This is a genomic window from Streptomyces bugieae (assembly GCF_036352915.1).
Lineage (GTDB): Bacteria > Actinomycetota > Actinomycetes > Streptomycetales > Streptomycetaceae > Streptomyces > Streptomyces endophytica.
Window position 1 is genome coordinate 94,197 of the sequence record NZ_JAZBJP010000020.1, and the last position, 17,797, is coordinate 111,993.

Sequence of the window (17,797 nt, forward strand, 5' to 3'; positions counted from 1 at the left end):
ACCACCCGACGGGGCGCCCGCCGCACACGCGGGCGCCCCGCACGGCACCGCCCACCGGGGCGGCGCCCGGTGCCGCGCGCGCCCGTACGCGCCGGTGACTTGCCCTGAACTGCGCTCCAGCTCCTAGCGTGACGTGCGGACCAAACCGGCCAGAGCGGACCGAAGGGAACCACGTGCGCTACACACTGTTCGGCAGGACCGGCCTGCGGGTGAGCGAGCTGAGCCTGGGAACGATGACGTTCGGCGAGGAATGGGGCTGGGGCACCCCCAAGGAGACCAGCGCCCGGATCCTGGACGCCTACGCCGACGCGGGCGGCAACTTCCTCGACACCGCCAACAACTACACCGAGGGCTCCTCCGAGCGGATGCTGGGGGAACTCCTGGCGGGCCGCCGGGACGCCTTCGTCCTGGCGAGCAAGTACACCTGCGCCACGCGCAAGGGCGACGCGAACGCGGCGGGCAACCACCGCAAGAACCTGATCCGCTCGGTCGAGGCCAGCCTCGCGCGGCTGCGGACCGACCACCTCGACGTGCTGTGGGTGCACGCCCGGGACAACTTCACCCCGGTCGAGGAGGTCATGCGGGCGCTCGACGACGTGGTGCGGGCCGGCAAGGTGCTCTACGTCGGGGTCTCGGACTGGCCGGCCTGGGAGATCGCCCAGGCCAACACCCTCGCCGAACTCCGCGGCTGGACCGCCTTCGCGGGCTCGCAGCTGCGCTACAACCTGCTGGAGCGGACCCCGGAGCGGGAACTGCTGCCGCAGGCCCGCGCCTTCGACCTGGCCGTACTGGCCTGGGCGCCGCTGGCGGCCGGCAAGCTCACCGGCAAGTACCGCCGCGGCGAACAGGGCCGGCTCACCACCGTCGATTCCGAGGTCGCCCGCGACCACAACGTGGACGAGACCGTCGACGCGGTGCTGGAGATCGCCGAGCGGGGCGGCTGGAGTCCGGCGCAGGTGGCGCTGGCCTGGCTGCGCGGCCGGCCCGGCAACATCATCCCGATCATCGGCGCCACCAAGGAGAGCCAGCTCGCCGACAACCTCGCCAGCGTCGACGTCGAGCTGGACGCGGACGCCCGGGCCCGGCTCGACCGGGTGAGCGCGGTGCCGCTGGGCTTCCCGCACGACTTCCTCCGGGAGCCGGGCATCCTGGACACGGTCTACGGCGACCGCTGGCCGGACATCGAGGACCGGCGCTCGACCTACCGCCGTACGGTCGACGGGATCCGGTGACCGGCGTGCCTTCCGGCCCGGACGGTGCCGGTGCCGGAAGGCACGGTTCCGCTCGTGACTACTTCAGGGCGCTCCGCTGCTGCCACTGCTGCCAGGTCTCCTGCCAGACCTCCAGGCCGTTGCCCACGTCGGTCTTGTTGGGGTTGGAGGTGCCCTTCACCTCGACCGTGGAGCCGATGCTCAGGAAGTCGTAGACCTTCTTGGCGTCCGAGGTGGTCATGCCGAAGCAGCCGTGGCTGTTGTTGACCACGCCGAGGGACTTGTTCCACGGGGCGGAGTGCAGGAAGGTCCCGGACGCGGTGAGGTGGGTGACCCACTGCGAGTCCAGCATCCACTCGCTGCCGTGGCCGATGGTGGCGGAGTCCATGGTCTCGGCGGCGTTCTTGCTGCGGACGGTGTGCACGCCGCCGCGGGTCGGGTCCTGCGGGGAGCCGGCGGAGCCGGTGATGCTGCCGACGTTCTTGCCGTTCTCGTACATCGTCAGGCGGTGCGCCGGTACGTCGATGACGGCCTTGTGGTCGGCGCCGATGGTGAAGCCGAAGTCGTAGTCGCGGGCGAACCAGCCGCCGGCGTCGCCCGAGTTGATGCCGGACAGCGCGCCCTTCACCGAGACCTTGGTGCCGCTCGGCCAGTAGTCCTTGGGGCGCCAGTCGATCCGGTCCTTGCCGGAGTAGTCCTTGACCCAGCCCCAGGCGCCGGTGACCTTCGGCTGGGTGCTGACCTTCAGCGCCCTCTCGATCTCGGCGCGCCGGTCCTGGGATATCGGGTGGTCGAAGAGGATCGATATCGGCATGCCGGTGCCGACGGTCTGGCCGCCGCCCGGGGTGTTGGTGAGCTTGTTGATCTTGTCGGCCTTCTCGGTGGTGAAGGTCGAGCTGGCCGCGGCCTTCCGGCCCTGGTCGGAGGTCGTCCGGGTCCGTACGGTGTAGGTCGTCGCCGGCTTGACCTTGCCGTCGGAGGTCCATGACGTGCCGTCACCGGACAGCCGGCCGTCGACCGTGCCGCCCTTGTCGTCCTTGACGTCGACCGAGGTCAGCTTGCCGCCGGCGGCGCGTACGGATATCGCCGAGCCGAGCTTGGCGGCCTTGCTGCCCGCGGCCGGCGTGACGGTCACCTTGGCCGGCGGCTCGTCGGCCTTCGTCGAGCCGGCGCCGCCGCCGCACGCGGTCAGCAGACCCGCCGCTGCGAGAACGGGTATCAACCGGGCGGGGTGGCGGCGGAGTGCGGCGTGCACGGGGTCCCTCCAAAGCAGAACGCTGACAGTGGCGGGGCCCGGCCCTGGAAAGGGGGGAACCGTCAAGGCTGCCCATGCACCCGCCGCCTATGCAGAGGGTGTGTCCGCTGTGGAGGTTGTCCGCCGCGCCGGAATTTCAGGACACGGTTCGATATCGAGCGGTGTGTGGTGGCCGTGTCGGCCGCGTCAGGTGGCCGGGGCCGGTGTCTGTCCGCCGCCGCTCGGATGGGACTCGTTGCCCGACGATCCGCCACCTGGGGTGGACCCGCCCGGTGTGGAGCCACCCGGTGTGGACCCGCCGGGCGTTTCGCCGCCCGTGGACGATTGGCCGCCGGTCGTGCCCTCGCTGGGGACGCTCGGTGTCCCGGGCGTCGTCCCGCCCTCGGAGCTGGAGCCGCTGCCGGTACTGCTCCCCGGCGGAGACGAACCACCGGAGGGCGGCGTGCCGGGTTCCGTCGTCGGCGAGCCCGGTACGGTCTCGCCCGGTGAGGGCGGCCCGGACGGGCGCATCGAGGACGGCGGGCCGCTGGGCGTCTCCTTCGGCGGGGCCGACGGGTGGTCCCCGGTCACGCCGGACTCGCCCTTGGGCCGCTTGAACCACTGGCCGGTCTTCGGGTTGCGCAGGGTGAATTCCTGGATCTGCGAATTCGCGGGCGTGACGACGACCGCGTTGGTGGGCTGGTAGCCGGGCCAGGTCTGGCCGGTCGTCTTGGCGCCCTGCGCCAGGGCCTCCGGCTCGGTCAGCGGGTTGCCGCACTTGCAGCGCACCCGCGGCACCCCGTAGCTGTCCACCAGCACGGCGGTGCCGGCCTGCAGCACCGACTGGAAGCCGTACGCCTTGCCGTCCTTGTAGCCGTGGTTGGTGACCCGGGTGTCGTAACCCAGCTGTACGGGGGTCATCGACCGCAGGTACGACGGGACGTCACCGGGCGCCTTGTCCAGCACCCCGGCGAACGCCTGCCGTTTCGCCGGCTGGCTCTCCAGGTACTTGATCTGCTTCTCGACGTCGCAGCTCGCGGTGTGCTCGGTGCCGCCGTAGAGGCCCGGCATCGAGCCGGGGATCTGGCTGTTGGTGCCCTGGGAGGGCTTCACCGGGCGGATCGAGGGGGCCGAGCCGGACTCGTTCGCCGTGGATGCGGTGACCGGGTTCTGGCCGACCGAGCCGGCCGGTTCGGCGAACAGCTCGGCCGAGGCGGAGCCGCCGCCCGGCCGGGTGAGGACGATGGTCAGGATCACCGCCGCGACGACGGCCGCGGCCACGATGGCGACCCGGGGCGCGGAGCGCCACCAGGGACCGCCGCCCCCGGTTCCGCCGCCCCAGCCACCGCCCCCGCCGCCGCGGCCCCGGCCGCCCGGGGGCCTCGGCCCTTCCGGTCTGCCGGGTTGCGGCTGGGGGCGCCCGGGGCCGGAGCCCGCCCGCGTCGGCTCGTGCGGGGGGACGGACGGCCGGCCCGAGAGCGGGCCGGTGGGCGGCCCGGTGGGGTGGCTGTCGGGCGGCGGTGGAGATGTCACGGGTCCCTCTTCCGGCACAGGGCCATCCGGCCACGCGGATGTGGTGCTTTCTATTCCCTTTATAGGCAATTGTCTGCATCAGGTCGGCGCGGTCCGCAAGCGGGGCGACGAGACGCGCGTGGGTGGAGAGGGGCGTGCCTACGGTGGCGGGCACGTTCGACGGATGAGGTAATTGCGGCAGTTGTGACAATTGCTGAACGCCGGGGAGGGTGAGGAGGCAGCGCGTGAGCCAGATCCGAGGCCCCGCCCCGGCCGGTCCCGGACCGGTCCGCCCCGGCGGCGTACCGGCCGTCCTCCGGGGCTGGGCGCAGGCCCTCGGGGCGGCCGCGGCCGGTCTCGTGACCATGATCGTGGTCGCCGCGCTCGGCCTGTGGGCGGCCGGCGCCACGGACCTGCCGGGCGGGGCGTTCCTCTCCGTCGTCGCGGCCACCGTCGTGGTCGCCGCCGGCGGCTCGATCGGCCTGACCGGCGACGCCGGGATCATCGTCCAGGCGGACGCCGCGCTCGACGTCGTACCGCTCTCGGTCACGCTGGCCGGTGCGCTGGTCACCGCCGCCGTCTTCCTGCTGCCGCTGCGCCACCGGGCGGTGGCCGGCACCGCGGAACTGCTCGCCCGGGTCGCCCGGACGGCCGTGTGCTGGCTGGTCCTCCTGCTGCTGATCGCGCTCGCCGCCCGGCACAGCTTCCGGATCTCGGTGGGCAACGATCTCGCCGACGAGATCGGCGCCGAACTGGGCACCACCCCCACCGTCGGCTTCCGCCCCGACCTGGGCGCGACGCTGGGCTTCGGGCTGCTGTGGGTGCTGGCCGTCCTCGCGCTGACCTTCCTGGTCTCCCGCCGCGCCCCGCTCTCCTCCCGGCTGCTGCACTACCAGGACTCGCTCCGGCCGCCCGCCTACGCCATGGTGCTGACCCTGCTGGTCTACGTGGCCATCGCGCTGGTCGTCGCGGTCATCCAGCTGATCGCCGGCGACCACCCCACGGACACCCTCGCGGTGGTCTTCCTCGGGCTGCCCAACCTCGCCTGGATGGCGTTCGGCATCGGGACCGGCGGCGGCTGGACCGGACATGTCGACAAAGCCATCGGGCTGCCCCTGCCGCACGCCCTGGACCGGGTGCTGCGCACCCACGAGCAGGGCACCCTCGACCTCGGCTCACTCGCCGAACAGGACGGCCGCGCCTGGTGGCTGCCGGTGATCGCGGCGGTGGTCCTGCTGACCGCCGCGTTCCTGTCCGCGGTCCGCTCCCCGGCCCGGCGGCCGGCCTGGCGGCACGCCGTGGAGCTGGCGGTGGCCCTCGCGCTGACCCTGTTCGTCGTCGGCATGCTCACCCGGATCTACGCCCACTACGGGCTCTCCCTGATCGGCATCGGCGACCTCGGCGGCAACCTGGGCGGCCGGGTCTCCCTGCAACCCCAGCTCCTCCGGCTGGTCGGCGTGGGCGCCGCCTGGGGACTGGTCACCGGCTTCCTCGGCAGCCTCCTGGCCCGAGGCGTACGGCACCGCGGCGAGGTACCGGACGACGACGGCCCGGGCCACCACCCTCCGCGCCGCTAGTGCGTCCGGCCCCGGAACACCGGGGCCGCCCAGGGCGGCGGGGGCGGCGGTGCCGGGCTGCGCGGGACGGCCGGCTCCGGCGGAACGACGGCCGCGGCACCCCCGGTGTCCACCTGCGTCAGCGGATGACCCTGCGGACCTGCCGGTTCCGCGGGAGGTGGTGTGACGGTCCGCCCGGCCGCGCGCAGCGCCGCCACGAAGCCCCGGCAGGTCTCGTACCGGTCGTCCGGCGTCTTCGCCAGCGAGCGGGTGAAGACCGGGTCGACGGCCGGCGGCAGATCCGGCCGCAGCGTGGTGAGGACCGGCGGCGCGGCGTTCATGTGGGCCCACAGCAGCGCCATGTCGTCCTCCCGCCGGAACGGCGGCGCCCCGGTCAGCATCTCGAAGACCACACAGGCCAGGCTGTAGACGTCGCACCGGCCGTCCACCGGCCGGCCCGAGATCTGCTCGGGCGCCACGTAGTCCAGCGTGCCGACGAACTGGCCGACCCTGGTGAGCCCGGTCAGCGACAGCGACTTCTTCGTCAGCCCGAAGTCGGTCAGATAGGCGTGCTCGGGGCGGTCGCTGTCGGTCCCCTCGGCGATCAGGATGTTGCCCGGCTTGACGTCCCGGTGCACCAGGTCGTGCGCATGCGCCGCGTCCAGCGCGGAGGCCACCTGCAGCGCGATCCGGCACGTGGTCTCCAACGAGAGCGGTCCCTCCCGGGCCAGCAGCGCCGCCAGGTCCTTGCCCTGGACGTACCGCATCGCGATGTAGAGCATGCCCTCGGTCTCGCCGGCCTCGAAGACCGGCACGATGTGCGGATGGTCGATCGCCGCGGCCACCCGCGACTCGCGCGCGAACCGCTGCCGGAAGCTGTCGTTGCGGGCGAGCTCGGGCGCCAGCAGCTTCACCGCCACGGTCCGGCCGAGCCGCAGGTCCTCCGCCCGGTAGACCACCGCCATCCCGCCCCGGCCGATCTCCTCCTGCAGCAGGTACTCGGCGATCCGACGCCCGCGCAGCCCGGAGGAGTCGGGCGCGGTGGTGCGCGACCGGTCCTGCTCGCCCGGTGCGCCGGTCACCGGTACTCACCCGGCGGGGGAGTGGCCGACTGGGAGGTGGCCGGCATCTCGTCCTCGCCGCTGCGCGACGACGGCCGGGACCCCACCGCGTACGTCTGCAACGACACCCCGTCGCAGTAGCACCACCGCTCGTGCCGGGCGTCGTACAGCCAGATCGCGTCGCCGTCCACGACCACCCCGATCCGGTTGCCCCGGGTCCGTTCGGCGAACGACTGCCTGTCCAGCTGACCGGCCGCCAGCTCCTCGACCAGCTGCCGGTAGCTGACCAGCGCACCCTCCGCCGCGCCCAGCAGCGGCCGCGGGTCCGCGGTCCGGGCGGCGGGCTGCGCGGCGGACGGCGGATCGCGCGGGATCGACAGCAGCAGCCGCCCGTCCACCCAGGCCGACCAGCCGTTGGAACACAGTGCCAGGGCCCAGTCGCCGCGCCGCTCCAGGACCTGGACCGGCAGCAGCGGATCGAGCGGCGCGCTCGGCATGGTCGCGTCCGGGGCCGACCACGTCGCCATACCCTCCGGCGGGACGACATGGCTGGGGAGGAACACGGGGGCGGTCACAGGCGGCTCCTCGCTGCTACTCGCGCATGATCTCGGGTTCGTGCCGCCGCAGCAGCCGGGTGACCACGAAGCCCGCGACCAGCGAGAGCACGACCATCATGCCCATGTCGAGCAGCCAGATCCCGGCGGTGTGCCGGAACAGCGGGTCCGCGGTGCTGGGGTCCGGCAGCAGCCGGTGCAGGTCGATGGTGCCCGCCATGGCGCCCAGCGCCCACCGCGAGGGCACCAGCCACGCCAGCTGCTCCAGTCCCGGTACGCCGTTCAGCTGGAGCAGCGCACCGCAGAACACGACCTGGACGATCGCGAGGAGGACCAGCAGCGGCATGGTGACCTCCTCCTTGCGCACCAGCGCGGACACCACCAGGCCGAGCATCATGGCGGTGAACGCCAACAGTGCGACGGCGAGGATGATTTCGATCAGGGCGGGCATCAACACCCCTTTGCCGCCGGGCGCGTTCAGCTTCACCCCGGTCAGGGCGACCAGCGTCAGCACCACCGCCTGGACGACCGTGATCAGCCCGAGCACCAGCACCTTGGACATCAGGTACGCCGAGCGGGACAGGCCGACGGCTCTCTCCCGTTGGTAGATGGTCCGTTCCTTGACCAGTTCGCGCACCGCGTTGGCGGCGCCGGTCAGCACCGCCCCGACGCACAGGATCAGCAGGGCGTTGAGCGCGGTGTCCGGCGTGAGCGAGGACCCGGCCAGGGCGTGCGCCATCGCGCCCATCACGAACGGCAGCGCGACCATGATGATCAGGAAGGTCCGGTCCGCGGTCAGCGCGGCCGCGTACCGGCGCACCAGCGTGCGCAGCTGGCCGCCCCAGCTCTGCGGCTTGTGCGCGGCCACCGACCCGGCCGGCGCCTCCGGGGCGCGCGGCGGCTGGTGGGTGTCCATCGCGATGTAGCGCCGGTGCTGCGGCGAGGCCCGGTACGTGCCCGCCCAGTCCCGGTCCTGTTCGTTCTCGAAGGCCTCGAACGCCTCCGGCCACTGGGTGAACCCGAAGTACGGCAGCGCCTCCTCCGGCGGCCCGTAGTACGCGATGGTGCCGCCCGGCGCCAGGACCAGCAGCCGGTCGCAGACGTCCAGGCTGAGCACGCTGTGGGTGACGACGATGACCGTACGGCCGTCGTCCGCCAGGCCGCGCAGCATGTGCATCACCGACCGGTCCATCCCGGGGTCCAGCCCGGAGGTCGGCTCGTCGAGGAAGAGCAGCGACGGCTTGGTGAGCAGCTCCAGGGCCACGCTGACCCGCTTGCGCTGCCCGCCCGACAGGCTGTGGATCGGCTGGTCCACCCGGGCGTCCAGGCCGAGTTCGTGGATCACCTCGTCCACCCGGGCCTGCCGTTCGGCCTTCGCGGTGTCCTCGGGGAAGCGCAGCTGCGCCGCGTAACCGAGCGCCCGGCGCACGGTCAGCTGCAGGTGCAGGATGTCGTCCTGCGGCACCAGCCCGATGCGCTGGCGCAGCTCGGCGTAGTCGCGGTACAGGTCGCGGCCGTCGTAGAGCACCGTGCCGTCGTTCGCGGGGCGCAGCCCGGTCAGCGCGTTGAGCAGCGTCGACTTGCCCGCGCCGCTCGGGCCGACCACGGCGAGCAGCGTCTTCTCACCGACCGGGAACGACACCCGGTCCAGCAGCGTCTTCTCCGGCCGCCGGCCGCCGTCGACCCGGACGCTCAGGTCCTGGACGTCCAGCGAGACCTCGCCGGTGTCGATGAACTCCTGCAGTTCGTCGCCGACCAGCGCGAACGCGGAGTGGCCGATGCCGACGATGTCGCCGGGGATCAGCGGGGCCCGGTCGACCGGCTGGCCGTTGAGGTAGGTGCCGTTGTGGCTGCCCAGGTCGACGATCTCGAAGCCTTCCGGGCCGGCCCGCAGCTCGGCGTGCCGGCGGGAGACCGACAGGTCGTCGACGACCAGGTCGTTGTCGGGCGCGCGGCCGATCCGGGTGGTCCGGGCGGCCGGGATCGGCCGTACGGAACTGGGAGCGCGGAAGGTATGGGTGCCGGCGGGGTGCGACACGGAGGACGGGCGCCCGACCGGCTCCGGGCGGGGCACCGGGGAGAGCACCGCGCACGGCCCGTCGGCGGGATTGCCGAACCGGATCACACTGCCCGGCCCGACCCCGGACTCCTGGACCCGCCGCCCGTCCGCGAAGGTGCCGTTCGTACTGCCCTCGTCCCGCACCGTCCAGTGGCCGGCCTCGGCCTGCAGTACCGCGTGGTGCCAGGAGACCCGGGCGTCGCTCAGTACGACCTCGCTCTGCGGGTCCCGCCCCACGTGGTAGACCCGGTCGGGATTCATGACCTGGGTGCCGCCGTCGGACTCGACGACGAGCTCGGGCGCGGTGGGCGTTTCCGGCCGCTCAGCCATACCTGGATTTTACGGCGGCGGCCCGGGCCCCGCCCGTCCGCAGCGGGTCCTCCCTATCGCCGCCCGCATCGACAATGACCCCGGTAAGGCTGGCGCACAAAAGGGAGATTCACGCGGTGATCCCGCTTTATAAGCGCCAAGGCGGGCTTTATAGGCGCTTTATGCGAGCGAACGCCGCCGGTTACTCGCGAGGAAGGCCGAAGGTCAACTAAAGTGAGCGATCCGATTGGCCGCCACCCGCAAAATGCCAGGAAATGCCGGACATTGCCGCGCTGATCGAAGGAAGTCCTGCCGAACCAGGACGCAAGTGCAGCGCAGGGCTACGTGGTGTCGGCAACACCGGTCAACGTCGGCTTTGTAAGACCCAGCCGGCCCGTCCGTCCACCGGGACGTGACGGCGCCGGTCCTTCTTATTCACCTACCTCCTGAAGGCAAGGCAGAGATGGCACGAGTCTCCCGACAACAACACCCGCAGTTCCCGAACCAGAAAACGCATCCGGTCGACGAGGTGCTCCCCGTCGGCAAACTCGCCCTCTACGGTTTCCAGCACGTCCTCGCCTTCTACGCGGCCGCGGTCATCGTCCCGATCCTGCTCGGGAACGCCCTGGAACTCTCCCACGAACAGCTCGTCTACCTGATCAACGCGGACCTGTTCACCTGTGGCATCGCCTCGATCATCCAGGCCCTGGGCGTCTGGAAGATCGGCGCCAAGATGCCGCTGGTCCAGGGCGTCACCTTCACCGCCGTCTCCCCGATGATCGCCATCGGCCAGGGGGCGGGAGGGGGCACCGCGGGACTGCTCGTCGTCTACGGCGCGGTGATCACCGCGGGCATAGCGACCTTCCTCTTCGCGCCGTTCTTCAGCAAGTTGGTGAAGTACTTCCCGCCGGTCGTCATCGGCACCATCCTCACCATCATCGGCATGACGCTGATACCGCAGGCCCTGCAGGACGCGGCCGGCGGTGCGCAGTTGATCGGGAAGCCGGAATACGGCGACCTGAAGAACCTCGGATACGCCCTGGGAACCCTGCTGTTCATCCTCGCCGTGGTCCGGATCGGCAAGCCGTACCTCAGCAGCCTCGCCGTGCTGCTCGGCCTGGTCGGCGGGACCGCGGTCGCCTGGGCCTTCGGCGATGTGGACTTCAGCGCGGTGCAGAACGCCGACTGGTTCGGGGTCAGCACGCCCTTCCACTACGGAATGCCGAAGTTCGAGCCGTTCCCCATCATCGCGATGGTCGTCGTCATGCTGATCACGATGGTGGAAACCACCGGTGACGTCTATGCCATCGGGGAGATCACGCGGAAGCGGGTGGACAACGACACGGTCGCCCGGGCGCTGCGCGCGGACGGTGTCGCGACCCTCCTCGGCGGTCTTTTCAATTCCTTCCCCTACGTGGCATTCGCCGAGAACATCGGTCTGGTGCGGATGTCCAAGGTCATGAGCCGGTTCGTGGTGGTCGCGGCCGGCGTCTTCATGATCGCCCTCGGCCTGCTGCCGAAGGTCGGCAGCCTGGTCGCCGCGATCCCGCACGCGGTGCTCGGCGGTGCGGCGATCTCCATGTTCGGCATGGTCGCCACCGTCGGCATCCAGATCCTCGGCAAGGTGGACCTGCGCGAGGAGCGCAATGCGCTGATCCTGGCGGTCAGCCTCGGCGCCGCGATGCTGCCGACCGCCGTCGCCCCGTTCTTCGAGCGGATGCCGGAGGGCGTCCGGGCCGTCCTCAACAGCGGGATCACGCTGGGCGGTCTGACCGCGATCCTGCTGAACCTGCTCTTCAACGTCTTCACCCGCCGCAACTCGGTGGAGATCGACTGGGACGAGATGGAGGACGACGGGGAGCCGGCGGACGACGCGGCGTACCCCTCGCCGGCCGACCAGGACCCGGCGGGCGCCGCCGACCCGCTGGGCTTCCCCGCCCCGGCGGCCGCCCCGTACGACCCGCAGGGCCCGGTCGCGCACTTCCCGCCCGACCCGGACCGGCACTTCCCGCCCGGCCCCCAGCGCCCCCAGGGTCCGCAGCACCCGCAGGGCCCCCAGGGCCCGCACTGGGGCACGCCGACGCATTGAGCGCGGCCCCGGACGCGCGGCGGGCGGGGAAGGGCCCGCACCCCTCCCCGCCCGCCGCGCTCCCGGCCAAGACCTGTGGGACCGTCCCTAGCGGGTGGTCACGGTGTTGAACGGCGGCGCCTCGCCGGCCTCGCCGATCAGCTCCCAGAAGTGGTCGGCCAGCCGGCGCAGGTACGCCGACCGTTCGGCCGCGACCTCCTTGAGGCGGGAGTCGTCGTTGCGCGCCACCAGGTGTCCCATGTAGCGCTCGGAGAACTCCGCGAACTCCGCGTGCATGGTGCGCAGCGCGTCGCTCACCCGGGTCTTGTTCAGCGTGGTGATCTCGATGACCGGTCCGACGTGTGCCTTCCAGCGGCCCTCGATGGCCGACCGCAGGTGCCCGGCGAGTTCCTCGTCCCGTCCCATCACGCCGATCAGCTTCCGCAGCGACAGCCCGAGCGCCTCCACCAGGGCCTTGGTCTGGCGGTAGTCACCGTTCCACCGGTTCGCGGCCTCCGCCGCCCGGTAGGCCGCCGGGTCCATGCCGATCAGCTGGGCCAGCCGGTCCACCCCGATCTGACGGGCCATCCGGTGCTCGGCCAGGGTCCGCGGCTCGACGCCCATCAGCACGGTCGGCGGGCACCACAGGACGTCCGCGAGGACGAACAGCTGGGCCTCGGTGGGCGCCTGGGAGCCGTACTCCCAGGCCTCGATGAGCTCGGGCCGGACCGGCGCGCCGCAGGCCGTCATGGACTGGGCGACCTGAGCCGTGGTCAGGCCCACGCGGGCCCGCGCGGATCTGGCCTCTGCGGGCGAAAACGGAGTGCTGTACACGTGCGGGACACCTCGCTGCACCCGGCGCTCGAGGGTGCTTTGGGGGGAGGGGAGATGGAGGAACATCCAGGAGCGGGCAGATTAACAGATCGTCCATAGGTACGAACCTCCATTTCTCCTTCGACTCGAAGGCGCCGGGGCGGTGTGAGGGGTCGGTGCGTCAGAAGCGTACGATCTGTCCCATTTCCCTCATCAACTCGCTTACTGGGTATAGCCGATAGCCCGGTGCTTACCGGGTGGTAGCGCACATCGAGACCGCTCGGACGGCGGGCTGTAATGAGAGCGTTACGCAGATGAAGGTGGGGCGTCACAGTGAACCCCGAGGCTGGCGTTGCCGACCGGAACGCGTGGCGGACCGGCCGGCTGCACACCTGACATCCGGTCCTCCCCCCACAATCCGATCAGGATGGGACCCTTCATATGCGAGCAATGCAGGAACGCCGCGATGCGTTCCGAGGCTTGGAGGCTGCGTTAGCGGCCGTGCGTCCGCGCGTCGTCGTCCGTCCCGCGGAGAGACGGACATCCAGAACGACCGCGGTGAAACGCATGTCATGCATCTGACAGCCGACTGAACCGGCTGACGGTCCGGGACCGCCGCACGTACGGCGCCCGGGCCCGCTTTCGCATGTCTCCTTGCACGAAAGGACATTCCCAGGTGCTCACTTCGCACCACGACAACCACCAGGGCTCACCCACGGCCCTGCTCGACGACGCACTCGACCCGACGACGCACGTACTCGTCGTCGGCGCCCCAGGACCGCGCCTGGAGCGCCTCACCCGGACCCTGCGCGCCACCGGCCACGACGTCAGCCACGCCCCGCCCGGCGAGGTCTACCGGCGGATGGGCCAGGCGCACCCGGACGCCATCGTCGCCCTCGACGCCCCCGACGGGTACGCCGGTCCCGGCGTGGTCGCGGACCACGACACCGGTCTGGAGGTGATCCGCGAGGTCCGCACCGCCCCCGCCGGGCGGGCGCTGCCGCTGCTCATGGTCACCGCCACCCCGGAGCCCGCCGACGTCGTCGACATGCTCCGGCAGGGCGCCGACGACTGCATACCCGAGGCCTCCGACCCGGTCGAACTCTCCGCCCGGATCGAGGCCAAGCTCCGCCGCGTCCCGGTCCCCGTCGAGAGCCTGCTGCGCGACCCGCGCACCGGCCTCTACTCCCAGCCGCACTTCCTGGACGAGCTCGACCGCGAGCTCCAGCGCCCGGAGGCCGCCCGGCACGGCGGGGTGCTCGCCGTCGTCGGGGTCGCCGAGATGACCACCCTGGAGGCCCGGCTCGGGCCGCGGGTCCGCCGGGAGGTCGCCGAGCGGCTGGCCGGGGTGGCCGAGCAGGCCGGCAGCTTCTGCGACCGGCTCGGCTGGGACGACGACGGCCATCTGCTGATGCTGCTGCCCGGCGTCGACGAGGAGACCGCCCGCCGGGGCCTGGTGAAGTTCGCCGCCACCGTGGCCGGCACCCGCTTCATCGTCGCCGACGAGAACGTCCGCCTCACCCCGGCCATCGGCTGGCTGCCGCTCACCGGCTGCGCGGCCGGCACCGAGGCCACCGCGCAGGCCCTGGACGCCGTGCAGGAGGCGCTCCGCCACCGCGACCTGCGGCCGGTCCGGTACGCGCCCTGGATGCGCGGCACGCCGCACCGGCACCGCCGGCCGCCGCTCGGCGCGCTGATCCGGCCCGCCCTCTCGGCGCTCTCCCCGGTGCTGGCGCTGCTGCTCGGCGTCGCGGTGCCGTTCGCCCTCTACCAGCAGGCGTACACGCTCGGTTGGGACCTGGGCTCGGGCATGTACTGGGTGGTGGTGGGCGGACTGGTGCTCTCCGCGGTGCTGATCGTCCTGGAGTGCCTCTTCTCGCTCGACGCGACGGCCCGGCCGGAGGAACCCGGCGCGCCCTACCCGCCCGCCAGCGCGGTCATCGCGGCGTACCTGCCCAACGAGGCCGCCACCATCGTCGACACCGTGGAGTCGTTCCTCCGCCTCGACTACCCCAACGAGCTGGAGATCGTGCTGGCGTACAACACGCCGCACCCGCTGCCGGTCGAGGACACCCTCCGCGAGATCGCCGCCCGCGACCCGCGGCTGGTGCTGCTGCCGGTCGCCGGCTCGACCTCCAAGGCGCAGAACATCAACGCCGCGGTCACCCGGGTCCGCGGCGAGTTCGTCGGCATCTTCGACGCCGACCACCACCCCGCCCCGACCGCCTTCAAGGACGCCTGGCACTGGCTGTCCAACGGCCACGACGTGGTCCAGGGCCACTGCGTGATCCGCAACGGCGAGAGCTCCCGGGTCGCCGAGCTGGTGGCGGTGGAGTTCGAGGCGATCTACGCGGTCAGCCACCCGGGCCGCACCCGGCTCTACGGCTTCGGCGTCTTCGGCGGCTCGAACGGCTTCTGGCGCACCGACCTGCTCGCCCGCACCCGGATGCACGGTTCGATGCTCACCGAGGACATCGACTCGACGCTGCGCGCCCTGGGCGAGGGCGCCCGGTTCGCGGTCGACCGCACCCTGATCTCCCGGGAGTTGGCGCCCACCACCCTCAAGGCGCTGTGGAACCAGCGCTCCCGCTGGGCCCAGGGGTGGCTCCAGGTCTCCCTCAAACACCTGTGGCGGGGCCTTACGTCACCGGTGTTCACGGCCCGTCAGAAGCTCGGCCTGTTCGTGCTGCTGGGCTGGCGGGAGGTACAGCCCTGGCTGACCCTGCAGATCCTGCCCATCCTGCTGTACTCGGCGTGGAAGGCGGGCGGCTTCACGCACCTCGACTGGGCCGTGCCGGTGTGCGTGCTGGCCGTGCTCTTCACCCTGGCGGCCGGCCCCGTGCAGGCGCTCTTCGCCTGGCGGCTGGCGGTGCCCGAACTCCGCTCGCGCCGCGCGTGGTTCTGGTCGTACTTCCTCGTCTCGACCGTCTTCTACAGCCACTTCAAGAACATGGTGGCCCGGCAGGCACACCTCAAGGAGGCGCTGGGCGACCGGCAGTGGCGGGTCACCCCGCGTGCCGCCGTGAAGGCGGTGGCCCCCCGATGAGCACCCGGGCCGCCGCGCCGGCCGGCAACCGGGCCGGCGCGATCGACGGCTTCCGCGGACTGGCGGCGCTGAGCACCGTCGCCTTCCACGTCTGGCAGCAGTACTTCCGCTACGACGCCGGGGGCAGCCACCCGCCGGTCGACAACCCGCTGGTCGGCGCGGCCCTCTCGCTCGAAGTCATCGACCTGTTCTTCGTGCTGTCCGCGTACCTGCTCACGCTGTCGTACGCGCGGGCCGCGATCGACGGGCGCCCGCTCCGCCCGGCCCGGCTGTTCCTCTTCCGGCGCGCGATCCGGATCCTGCCGCTGTACGTGCTGGCGGTGCTGGTCGTCTGGGCCGGCCGCAACCCGTCCCTGCCGGGCAACTGGCGGGACCTGGTGGAACACCTCACCTTCACCCACGTCTTCGACCAGCAGCGGATCTTCTACACCCTGGGCCCCACCTGGTCGCTGTCGCTGGAGGTGCTGTTCTACGCGGTGCTGGTGGCGCTCGGCCCGCTGGCCGTACGGGCCTGCCGGCCGCTGCGGCGGCGCGGCAGCCGGGTGGCGGTGTGCGCGGTCGGCTGCGCGGTGCTGTACGCCGCGCCGCTCGCCTGGATCGCCGTCGCCCACTACGGGTTCGGGGTGCCGCACACCGACTGGGTGGTGTACTTCGGTCCGCAGGCCCGCTTCGGCGGGTTCGCGGCCGGGATGGGGCTGGCCGTCGTGACGGCCGCGCTCGGTGACCGGGGCCGGCTCGGCCCGCGCGCCGCGCTGCTGCCGGCCGGGCTCGCGCTGGCCGGACTGTTCGCGCTCTCCCTGGACTCCGGTCCGGAGAACTTCACCTTCACCTTCTACCACCCGATCGCCTCGGTGCTCTGGGTGGTGCTGATCTTTTGCACCCTCCACGTACGCCAACCCCCGCCCTGGCACCGGCTGTTGACGGCCCGCTGGCTGACCGCCGTCGGGCTGGTCAGCTACAGCCTGTTCATCTGGCACGAACCGGTGATGCTCCAGTTGCACCACGCGGGGCTGCTGCCCGGCGGCCAGGCGGGCTTCTGGCCCGCCCTGCTGATCGTGTTCCTGGCGGCGCTGCCGGTGGCCGCCGCGAGCTACTGGCTCGTCGAGTACCCGGCGAGTCTGCTCGGCCGGCTCAAGGACAGCCGCGGCCGGCCGCGCGAGTTCTATCCCGGGCCCGCCGTGTCACGCTGACCGCCCTCGCCCGGACCTCCGCCGGGGACCTGCGCCGTATGCGCCCGGTCCCCGGCGAAGATCCGTTCCAGGTGGTAGTCCAGGGTGCGCCGGACGTCCTCCAGCGAGCGGCGCCGGTGCAGGACGTCGCCGCCCAGCCCGATCGCCCCGGAGACCAGCAGATCGGCCTCGCGCCACGGGTCGAGCCCGGGGGCGGTCCGCCCCGCGTCGCGGGCCGCCCCGATCAGGTCCGCCACCAGCCGCTCCAGGGGCTGCTCGGCGGCCAGGAAGACCGCGGCGAGCGCCGGATCGGTCAGGCTCCGGGCGTAATAGGCCGCGAACACCCGTAGTGCGGTGGCCCGTTGGGCGTCCAGCGGCAGGAACTCCTCCAGGACGGCGCGCAGCACGGCACGCGGATCGGCCGGGTCCTGGCGGAACCGGGACCGGGCGATCCGCTCGTTCTCCTCGTGCAGCAGGTGCAGCGCGTCGACCAGCAGCTGGTGCTTGCTCCGGAAGTGGTACTGGACCGCGCGCAGCGACACCCCGGCCTCCGTGGCCACCTCCCGCAGGCTCGCCGCGTGCAGCCCCCGCTCGGCGGCGATCCGCCAGAGCGCCTCGGCGATCTGCCGGCGGCGCCGGGCCTGCGCGGCGGAACCGGCCGGCGGTGCGGCCGGGGGAGCCGGCGGCTGCTTGCGCCGCCGGTACGCCTTGGCCTGGCAGCTGCGGGAGCAGTACAGCGCCGGCCGCCCGCGTCCGGCCGGCGCCGTCGCCGTACCGCACATACGGCACGCACGACCGGTCGCCCGGTCCTTTTCGTCACGCACAATTTCCCTCCACGGCACCTGAAAATGTGTGACGGAATGCGAATTCGCCTGCAATTCCAAGGCTGAACGCCCATTTCTCAATGGTACGTTCGTAACGTCCCGCTGCGGGACGGAAAGTGATGGACCAGGCATGCGAGGGGGACCTGCGCACCATGAAGTACGACATCCTGCAGATCATCGGGGCGGCCGCGATGGTGGTGTTCACCCAGGGGGCGATCCGGCTGCTCGTCGACCACCGGAACACCGGACTGCTCGGCTGGCTCGGCGCCGGCTTCGGCGGCACGCTGGCCGCGCACGGCCTGCTCGTCGCGGCGGGCGTGCTGCTGACCGGCTGGTCCCACACCCGCGCGAAGGCCCTCGGCCGCCGCGGCTGACCGTGCC

13 protein-coding genes are annotated in these 17,797 nt (G+C 72.1%); 6 read left to right on the plus strand and 7 right to left on the minus strand.

All coding sequences use genetic code 11. From position 1 onward, the window contains the following. The first annotated feature begins 173 nt into the window (after window positions 1-173). On the plus strand, window positions 174-1,232 hold the full coding sequence (locus tag V2J85_RS26185) for an aldo/keto reductase (RefSeq protein WP_330822912.1): 1,059 nt from the start codon (window positions 174-176) through the stop codon (window positions 1,230-1,232). A 58-nt stretch (window positions 1,233-1,290) separates the two neighbouring features. On the opposite strand, the gene V2J85_RS26190 is transcribed toward V2J85_RS26185, so the two are convergent. Together V2J85_RS26190 and V2J85_RS26195 are read right to left on the minus strand one after the other, a co-directional pair. Then, the gene (locus V2J85_RS26190; protein WP_330822914.1) at window positions 1,291-2,466 is read right to left on the minus strand and encodes a L,D-transpeptidase; all 1,176 of its coding nucleotides are present in this window, start codon (window positions 2,464-2,466) and stop codon (window positions 1,291-1,293) included. A gap of 186 nt (window positions 2,467-2,652) precedes the next feature. After that, window positions 2,653-3,726, minus strand: a complete 1,074-nt coding sequence (locus V2J85_RS26195; protein WP_330822915.1) for a DUF6777 domain-containing protein — start codon at window positions 3,724-3,726, stop codon at window positions 2,653-2,655. Between the two features lie 476 nt (window positions 3,727-4,202). Between V2J85_RS26195 and V2J85_RS26200 the strand changes: the two genes are divergently transcribed. After that, window positions 4,203-5,534 (plus strand): streptophobe family protein, encoded by a 1,332-nt coding sequence (locus V2J85_RS26200; RefSeq protein WP_261955050.1) that lies wholly within the window; start codon window positions 4,203-4,205, stop codon window positions 5,532-5,534. Here V2J85_RS26200 and V2J85_RS26205 read toward each other — a convergent pair. Genes V2J85_RS26205 through V2J85_RS26215 form a run of 3 tightly spaced genes read right to left on the minus strand, consistent with a single transcriptional unit; the run spans window position 5,531 to window position 9,517 of the window. Continuing rightward, complete coding sequence (locus tag V2J85_RS26205) at window positions 5,531-6,595, minus strand: serine/threonine-protein kinase (protein WP_419836837.1); 1,065 nt, start codon at window positions 6,593-6,595, stop codon at window positions 5,531-5,533. The genes V2J85_RS26200 and V2J85_RS26205 overlap by 4 nt on opposite strands. Continuing rightward, window positions 6,592-7,149, minus strand: coding sequence for a hypothetical protein (locus V2J85_RS26210; RefSeq protein ID WP_261955049.1), 558 nt, complete (start codon window positions 7,147-7,149; stop codon window positions 6,592-6,594). Before V2J85_RS26210 ends, V2J85_RS26205 begins: the two co-directional genes overlap by 4 nt. 16 nt (window positions 7,150-7,165) lie before the next feature. Then, complete coding sequence (locus V2J85_RS26215; protein ID WP_261955048.1) at window positions 7,166-9,517, minus strand: ABC transporter ATP-binding protein/permease; 2,352 nt, start codon at window positions 9,515-9,517, stop codon at window positions 7,166-7,168. Window positions 9,518-9,959: 442 nt separating this feature from the next. Here V2J85_RS26215 and V2J85_RS26220 point away from each other — a divergent pair, with 442 nt between their 5' ends. Further along, window positions 9,960-11,585 (plus strand): nucleobase:cation symporter-2 family protein, encoded by a 1,626-nt coding sequence (locus V2J85_RS26220; protein ID WP_261955047.1) that lies wholly within the window; start codon window positions 9,960-9,962, stop codon window positions 11,583-11,585. Window positions 11,586-11,672: 87 nt separating this feature from the next. Here the strand turns inward: V2J85_RS26220 and V2J85_RS26225 are convergent, their stop codons facing one another. Beyond that, window positions 11,673-12,398, minus strand: coding sequence for a transcriptional regulator (locus V2J85_RS26225; protein WP_330822916.1), 726 nt, complete (start codon window positions 12,396-12,398; stop codon window positions 11,673-11,675). Between the two features lie 655 nt (window positions 12,399-13,053). On the opposite strand from V2J85_RS26225, the gene V2J85_RS26230 reads away from it, so the two are divergent. Together V2J85_RS26230 and V2J85_RS26235 are read left to right on the plus strand one after the other, a co-directional pair. Further along, on the plus strand, window positions 13,054-15,423 hold the full coding sequence (locus tag V2J85_RS26230) for a glycosyltransferase (protein ID WP_330822917.1): 2,370 nt from the start codon (window positions 13,054-13,056) through the stop codon (window positions 15,421-15,423). Further along, a complete protein-coding gene (locus tag V2J85_RS26235) occupies window positions 15,420-16,613 on the plus strand; it encodes an acyltransferase family protein (protein ID WP_330822918.1) in 1,194 nt (397 codons plus the stop codon). The genes V2J85_RS26230 and V2J85_RS26235 overlap by 4 nt, the downstream gene beginning before the upstream one ends. On the opposite strand, the gene V2J85_RS26240 is transcribed toward V2J85_RS26235, so the two are convergent. Further along, window positions 16,586-17,416, minus strand: a complete 831-nt coding sequence (locus V2J85_RS26240) for a TetR/AcrR family transcriptional regulator (RefSeq protein ID WP_330822919.1) — start codon at window positions 17,414-17,416, stop codon at window positions 16,586-16,588. The genes V2J85_RS26235 and V2J85_RS26240 overlap by 28 nt on opposite strands. Window positions 17,417-17,535: 119 nt before the next feature. On the opposite strand from V2J85_RS26240, the gene V2J85_RS26245 reads away from it, so the two are divergent. Further along, window positions 17,536-17,790: a hypothetical protein gene (locus V2J85_RS26245; protein WP_330822920.1), complete on the plus strand. Its 255-nt coding sequence runs from the start codon at window positions 17,536-17,538 to the stop codon at window positions 17,788-17,790. Window positions 17,791-17,797: the final 7 nt, after the last annotated feature.

Excerpts from the sequence above, each read along its gene's own strand:
- V2J85_RS26235 (WP_330822918.1), top strand. The coding sequence starts at position 15,420 with ATGAGCACCCGGGCCGCCGCGCCGGCCGGCAACCGGGCCGGCGCGATC.
- V2J85_RS26245 (WP_330822920.1), top strand. The coding sequence starts at position 17,536 with ATGGACCAGGCATGCGAGGGGGACCTGCGCACCATGAAGTACGACATC.
- V2J85_RS26215 (WP_261955048.1), bottom strand. The coding sequence starts at position 9,517 with ATGGCTGAGCGGCCGGAAACGCCCACCGCGCCCGAGCTCGTCGTCGAG.
- V2J85_RS26220 (WP_261955047.1), top strand. The coding sequence starts at position 9,960 with ATGGCACGAGTCTCCCGACAACAACACCCGCAGTTCCCGAACCAGAAA.